The organism is Aeromonas sp. QDB14 (assembly GCF_027707845.1).
Classification (GTDB): domain Bacteria; phylum Pseudomonadota; class Gammaproteobacteria; order Enterobacterales; family Aeromonadaceae; genus Aeromonas; species Aeromonas caviae.
On record NZ_JAPCJD010000055.1, the window covers coordinates 23,628 to 29,757 of the forward strand.

Here is a 6,130-nt window from a genome sequence, read left to right on the forward strand (position 1 = left end):
TCGGGCCTTTTTTATCGGAGGGATCCCCTTGCTGATTAATGGAATACCCACAGAAACACTGTCAGCCAGGGATCGTGGACTGGCATACGGTGATGGTCATTTCACCACCATGCTGGTGAGGGAAGGGAAGGTACTCTGGTGGCAGGACCATCTGGCCCGGCTGCAACATGCCAACGCCCGGCTTGGTTTTGGCGAGCACTCCTGGGACCTGCTTGCCGACGAGGCGGCGCAGCTGGCTTCTGGGCAGACACAGGCTGTCGTCAAGATAATGCTGACCCGGGGCGCCGGTGGGCGGGGATATGACGGCGCAGGCTGTGACACGCCCACTCGCATCGTCTCTTTGGCACCTTATCCTGAGCATTATCATGATTGGCAGCAAACCGGCATCAATGCCCTGGTATGCCAGCAGCAGCTTGGGGACAGTCCCATGCTCGCCGGTCTCAAGACGCTGGGGCGCCTCGAACAAGTGATGCTGAAGCGCGAACTTGCTGCGCGTGGCGGGGTCGAAGGTATAGTCTTGAACAGCCGGGGATTTCTGGTAGAAGGGGTCAGCGCCAATCTGTTTTGGCGTCGTGGCAGGACGGTGTTCACACCGGATCTCACCCGCGCCGGGATCGATGGCATCATGCGCAAGCGCGTGATGACGATGCTTAAACAGATGGGCATTGAACTGCGTGTCGTGGAGGCTCCATTGGAGTCACTCTGGCAGGCGGAAGAGGTCTGGCTGACCAATACCCTCATGGGCATAGTCCCGGTCACCCGCATCGGGGATATGCACTATCCCAGCCCGGTATTGATCCGCCGTTTACAGGAGCGCTTGGTCATTGAAGTTTAATCGGCTTTACACCCTGCTCGCGGGGGCGGCACTCTCTGTCGCCGTTGCTGGAGGGTACGTGTATCACAAGTGGCAACAGGTGGAGACGCTCACCAACAAGGGGCCAACCCGCCTCTTTACCGTCGAAAAAGGCGCCCATGCGGCGCGCCTGATTGCCGAACTGGGGGAGGGGGAAACCAGCCCCTGGGCGGTGCGTCTCTGGTTGCGCGGTCATCCCGAACTGGTGGCCATCAAGTCCGGCACCTATGAAATCAAGGAAGGGGCGCCGCTCAAGGAGACTCTCTCTCTCTTTGCTTCCGGCAAGGAGTTTCACTTCAGCCTGACCTTTGTCGAAGGGTCCCGATTTGAGGATTGGCTGAAGCAACTTTCCAGCGCCCCCTATCTGGAGCGCCTGACTCTGGAGCAGAGCGAAACCGAACTGGCTCAGGAACTCGGCATCGAAAACGGCAAGCTGGAGGGGTGGTTCCTGCCGGAAACCTACGCCTATACCACTCATGCCAGCGATCTCTCCATCCTGCGTCGCGCCTATCAGGACATGAAAACGTTCCTGGAGGCTTCCTGGGAGAAGCGTCAGGCCAATCTGCCCTACAAGACACCCTATGAGGCGCTCATCATGGCCTCCATCATCGAAAAAGAGACGGGCCAACCGGATGAACGAGCCCAGATTGCTTCTGTGTTCGTCAACCGTCTACGCCTTGGCATGAAGTTGCAGACCGACCCTACCGTCATCTACGGGGTGAAGGAGAGGTACGATGGCAACATTCGCCGCAGCGATCTGACCGACGTGAACCCCTACAACACCTATGTGATCGACGGTCTGCCTCCGACGCCCATCGCCATGCCGGGCAAGGCCTCCATCGAGGCGGCGCTCAACCCCAAATCGACCGACTATCTCTACTTCGTTGCCAAGGGGGGCGGTGCCCACTACTTCTCCAAGACCCTCGATGAACACAATCGGGCGGTACGTGAATACATATTGAAGAAACCCTAATGTCTAAATTTATCGTGATTGAAGGATTGGAAGGGGCAGGGAAGAGCTCTGCGGTGCGCTATGTGACCGACTATCTGCAAGCCCACGGAGTGGCGCGGATCGAGTGCACCCGGGAGCCAGGAGGTACGCCGCTGGCGGAACGCATGCGGGCCATCGTCAAGGAAGTGCACGACGAGCGCCTGACCGTCGAGGCCGAGCTGCTGTTGATGTACGCCTCCCGGGTACAACTGGTGGAGACCCGGATCAAGCCTGCCCTGGCAGACGGCATCTGGGTAGTGGGCGATCGCCATGATCTCTCCTCCCAGGCCTATCAGGGGGGTGGCCGCGGCATCGATGCGAACCTCATCGGCGCCATCAAACGGGCGGTCCTCGGGGATTTCAAGCCGGATCTGACCCTTTATCTCGACATTGATCCTGCCATCGGCCTGCAACGGGCCCGCCATCGCGGCGAGCTGGACAGGATTGAGCTGGAGCAGATCGGTTTCTTTGAACGTACCCGCCAGCGTTACCTCGAGTTGGCGGCCGCCGATGATTCCATCCAGGTCATCGATGCCGGGTTGCCCCCGGAGCAAGTCAAAGCCGCCATCGAGGCAGCCCTTGAGCATTATCTGGCAAGCGAGGGGCTATGTATCCCTGGCTGATCCCGGATTGGCATGCCCTGAGCGAGACGGCCCGGGCCGGACGGCTCGGGCACGCCTGGTTGCTGCTAGGAGATCCTGGTCTTGGCAAGGAGCAGCTTGCAGAGCGACTGGCGCGACTGCACCTGTGTCAGCATCCACAACGAGGTGAGCCCTGCGGTCAGTGCCACTCCTGCCAACTGTTTGAGAAGGGGCATCACCCGGATCTTGGCACCCTGGGGCCCGAGGGCAAGACCATAGGTGTCGAAGCCATCCGGGAGATTTGCAGCCGCCTCCAGAACACATCCCAGCTTGGTCGCGGCAAGGTGGTGATCATTCAGGAGGCGGAGCGCATGACGGAGTCTGCCGCCAATGCTTTGCTGAAGACGCTGGAAGAGCCGGCTGGCGACAGTCTGTTGCTGCTCATCGCATCCCGGGTATCTCGCCTGCTCCCCACCATCTTGAGCCGTTGTCACAAGCATGTCTGCCAGCTCCCCTCTGAGGGGGAGATCCTTGCCTGGCTCGCCGAGCAGGGCCATCAGGCCACCCAGGCCCAGGTGCGGATCTGCCAGGGTGCGCCGCTGCGGGTGCTGAGCTACATCGAAGCACAGCAAGATGATGCCAGACGGGCATTGCTCGACGGATTTGTCTCGCTGGCATCGGCCCCCACCCGTGCGGCGAATGTCTGTGCCCAGTTGGCCGAGGATACTCAGGTCCGGCTGCACTGGTTGCAGCTCTTCCTGTGCGATGCCCTCAAGCTTCAGGCTGGCTGCGGCCATCATCAACTGGCAATGCCGGATCTTGCATCACTCAGCCAGCAACTGGCAGAGAAACACTCCAGCGAACGGCTCCTGGAAGCTGAACAGCAGCTGGTTGTGCTGAAGGAGGCTTGTCAGCCAGGGCAGCTTTCCAATCCCACCATCCATTTGATGAACTGGCTCAATCGCTGGTTATAAACAAGGTTGTCTATGTTACTCGTTGATTCCCATTGCCATCTCGATCGCTTGAGTTATGGCTCCAAGCAGACCGACATGGCCGATGTACTGGCCAAGGCGGCGCAGCAGAGCGTGGGATATTTTCTCTGCGTGAGTGTGACCCAGGCCCAGTTCCCGACCATGATGGAGGCCATCGCCCCCCATCCCCAGGTGTTTGCCTCCTGCGGTGTTCACCCGCTCAATCAGGATCCCGGGGTGGATGCTGCCTTGCTGCTGACTCAGGCGGCCGATGAGAGAGTGGTGGCCATCGGCGAAACCGGGCTCGACTACTTCTATTCACCGGAAAACAAGGATGTACAGCAAGCCTCTTTCCGCGAACATATCCGGGTAGCCCGGGCACTGAACAAACCGCTCATCATCCACACCCGGGATGCCCAGGAAGACACGCTGCGGATCATGCGAGAGGAGGGGGCCGAACAGGTGGGCGGAGTGCTGCACTGCTTCACCGAGTCCCTCGAAATGGCCGAGGCCGCGATGGCCATGGGGTTCTATATTTCCATCTCGGGAATAGCCACTTTCAAGAACGCCTCAGCCCTGCAGGCAGTGGTCAAGGCGTTGCCCCTGGAGCGACTGATGGTTGAAACCGACTCTCCCTATCTGGCACCGGTTCCGCACCGGGGGAGGGAGAACGAGCCGGCCTTTGTTCGCGACGTTGCCCAATTTATCGCTGATCTTCGCCAGATATCGCTCGCTGAATTGGCGGAGGCCACCAGCCACAATTTCTTCGAATTGTTCAAGTTGGCAAAGCGATAACAGACAACGCCCCGCATAGCGGGGCGTTTTACTATGACAATCTGCACTATCACGCCATCCAAAAACAATCATGCCAAGTTGTTATCTCTCACCTTGTATGGTGGATGCTGACGAGATCAAATCGCCAGCACCTGATAAAACAGAGAAGGGGTGACAGAATGCTTGAGGAATAAATGAGGGGCTGAAATGGGTTAAAAGCACTCTTCATAAGTATCGATAATATTCATTATCGATACTTGATAGATCTGGATGATCCTGTAAGATCCACCGAAACTCCGCTTTAAATCATATAGTTAAGTGAACTACCCACGCCTTCAAAACCCAGTTCAGCAATCTTTGCAGAGCGTCTTCGATCCTCAGCTGAACAGCCGGGCAAGACGCTTCCTGCGCAGCGCCAAAGCCGACTCCACCCTCAATGCCTATCAGGCAGATACCCGCATCTTTGTCTCCTGGTGCCAGCTCCACGGGCTGGATCCCTTGCAGACGACACATCATGACATCATGAATTTTCTGGCGGATCAGGCCGATGGCATCCTGGCCAACTGGGTCTGGCTGGACAAAGAAGAAGGGAAGGGGGAACTTCGCAACGGGGAACCTCGCAAACCGGCCACCCTGGTAAGACGGCTTGCCGGCATTCGTTATGCCTTCAAGCAGAAGGGGATCCACCCCATGCCGACCGAGCATGCGGAGATCAAGGAGATGATGCGGGGCATAGTACGGCTCGGTGATAACCGCAAACGCAAAACGGGGGCGCTGACCCTGAAACCATTGGCCTGCGTGCTGGACGAGATAGATACCAGCAACCTGGCGGGACTTCGGGATTACACCCTGTTGCTCCTGATGTTCAGTGGCGCCTTGCGCCGGTCGGAAGCGGCCAGGATCGAGGTGAATGACGTGCAGTTTGTGGGGCAGGGGATACGCCTTCGTCTCAAACCAAGCAAACATCAGCTCCATGAATCGGAGATAGCACTCATTCCAGGTACCCGGTATTGCCCAGTGTCTGCACTGCAACAATGGCTGAAAAAAAGCCGAATTGCTGAGGGCCCCCTGTTTCGTCGAATGAATCGCTGGGGACAGCTGATGACAGACCCCCTGGGGCCGCAAGGTATCAACCTGATGATCAAGCGGCGAACCGACCAGGCCATCGACGATCTCCACGTCAGTGGCCACAGTTTGCGGCGGGGGTTCATCACCTCGGCGGTGACGGCGGGCAAGCCGATGAACAAGATCATCGAGGTAACAAGGCACAAGGACATGCGCACCTTGCAGGAATATTTCGACGATGCACACAAGTTCTCGGATCACGCCCTGGATGGGTTGTTATAGAAAACCGCGCCTCTGCTTTTTTTATGTTAAATGCTATCCTGTTGATCTGATGGTATATTCAATCCGTCCTCCACAGACATCATGACGGTGGGGGAGTCGTAATCCGATTTACTTTCGTAGAAGATGCCAACGAAAAATGAGAGATAACATTCACGATATAGACATGTCGGAAGGTCACGATAGCCAGGAATTGAAGAAAAGCGCCGCTCAAGAGAACGCCGAACGCCAACGCCAGCACGTGAAGCGCAAGCAGGAGAGTCACAGCCGGTTGCAGTGCTGGATAAGCAATCGTCACGCCGAGCGACTGCATGAACTCGGCCTGCATCTGGAAGACAGTCAGGCATCTCTCATCGAGCAGGCAATCGATCTGCTCTATCAGCACGAACTGCAACAAACGACCAACGCGCAGCAGAGCGATGTCCCCGAGTCGGCAGACATGCTCGAATAGACGATGGTATCGTGCCGGCATGGTTGAAAAAGGGGAGCCCGCAGAATTCGGAAAAAATCGTACGCTAAGGTTTTCCGGGCATCCGTAAGGGCCGAAACTTCCCGTCTTCCAGTCTGCGGCTCTGCCGCCAGACGTAATCGCCGGTTAGGTTGATGTGCTCCCAGC

7 protein-coding genes are annotated in these 6,130 nt (G+C 57.7%); all 7 read left to right on the forward strand.

Annotated elements, in window-relative coordinates:
* Positions 1 to 28 precede the first annotated feature (28 nt).
* Positions 29 to 835, forward strand: a complete 807-nt coding sequence (gene pabC / locus PG887_RS16130) for an aminodeoxychorismate lyase (RefSeq protein WP_045524866.1) — start codon at positions 29 to 31, stop codon at positions 833 to 835.
* Positions 825 to 1,826 (forward strand): endolytic transglycosylase MltG, encoded by a 1,002-nt coding sequence (gene mltG / locus PG887_RS16135; protein WP_029314535.1) that lies wholly within the window; start codon positions 825 to 827, stop codon positions 1,824 to 1,826. Before pabC ends, mltG begins: the two co-directional genes overlap by 11 nt.
* A complete protein-coding gene (gene tmk / locus PG887_RS16140) occupies positions 1,826 to 2,467 on the forward strand; it encodes a dTMP kinase (RefSeq protein ID WP_045524868.1) in 642 nt (213 codons plus the stop codon). Before mltG ends, tmk begins: the two co-directional genes overlap by 1 nt.
* Entirely contained in the window at positions 2,452 to 3,399 is a 948-nt protein-coding gene (gene holB / locus PG887_RS16145; protein ID WP_223919731.1) for a DNA polymerase III subunit delta', read from the forward strand. The genes tmk and holB overlap by 16 nt, the downstream gene beginning before the upstream one ends.
* Before the next feature lie 12 nt (positions 3,400 to 3,411).
* The gene (locus PG887_RS16150) at positions 3,412 to 4,191 is read left to right on the forward strand and encodes a TatD family hydrolase (protein ID WP_223919730.1); all 780 of its coding nucleotides are present in this window, start codon (positions 3,412 to 3,414) and stop codon (positions 4,189 to 4,191) included.
* Positions 4,192 to 4,488: 297 nt separating this feature from the next.
* A complete protein-coding gene (locus PG887_RS16155) occupies positions 4,489 to 5,517 on the forward strand; it encodes a site-specific integrase (RefSeq protein WP_104452939.1) in 1,029 nt (342 codons plus the stop codon).
* A gap of 163 nt (positions 5,518 to 5,680) precedes the next feature.
* A complete protein-coding gene (locus PG887_RS16160) occupies positions 5,681 to 5,965 on the forward strand; it encodes a RepB family protein (RefSeq protein WP_104452940.1) in 285 nt (94 codons plus the stop codon).
* The last annotated feature ends 165 nt before the right edge of the window (positions 5,966 to 6,130 follow it).

What these genes read in the sequence shown, in the direction of transcription:
- holB (WP_223919731.1), top strand. Translation starts at nt 2,452, where the DNA reads ATGTATCCCTGGCTGATCCCGGATTGGCATGCCCTGAGCGAGACGGCC.
- PG887_RS16150 (WP_223919730.1), top strand. Translation starts at nt 3,412, where the DNA reads ATGTTACTCGTTGATTCCCATTGCCATCTCGATCGCTTGAGTTATGGC.
- PG887_RS16160 (WP_104452940.1), top strand. Translation starts at nt 5,681, where the DNA reads ATGTCGGAAGGTCACGATAGCCAGGAATTGAAGAAAAGCGCCGCTCAA.
- tmk (WP_045524868.1), top strand. Translation starts at nt 1,826, where the DNA reads ATGTCTAAATTTATCGTGATTGAAGGATTGGAAGGGGCAGGGAAGAGC.